Below are 303 nucleotides of genomic sequence, written 5' to 3'. Positions count from 1 at the left end.
CCCCAAAACCATCATTAAGTGTGCAAGCCCCTTCACAGAGCCGATCTTGAGGACAAACACGCCCACAAACCTCTGGTAAAGAGTTTGTCTGATGACTTAGCTCAGCCGCCTCGATGATATTTCCTTCCGACACAAGTTTGAGCCAATTCGGTATGAAGTTGTGCACCGGGCACTTCCATTCACAGTACGGGTTTCCGCACTCGAGGCAACGATGAGACTGCTCTGCAGCCTCCTCAGTTTTAAATGTTTCGTAGATCTCGCCAAAGCCCTCGGTTCTATCCGCCATTGGGACTTTCTTCGGAT

Annotated in this window: 1 pseudogene; it reads right to left on the bottom strand. The window is 50.2% G+C overall.

Features of this window, described 5'->3' with window-relative positions:
- A pseudogene (locus tag A3751_RS16450) lies at window positions 1–286 on the bottom strand (glutamate synthase small subunit); the annotation flags it as partial.
- Window positions 287–303 lie beyond the last annotated feature (17 nt).

The sequence above is a fragment of the Oleiphilus sp. HI0080 genome (genome assembly GCF_001635135.1).
Note: the sequence above shows the minus strand (reverse complement) of the source record. Positions and strands in the feature narration are given on the sequence as shown.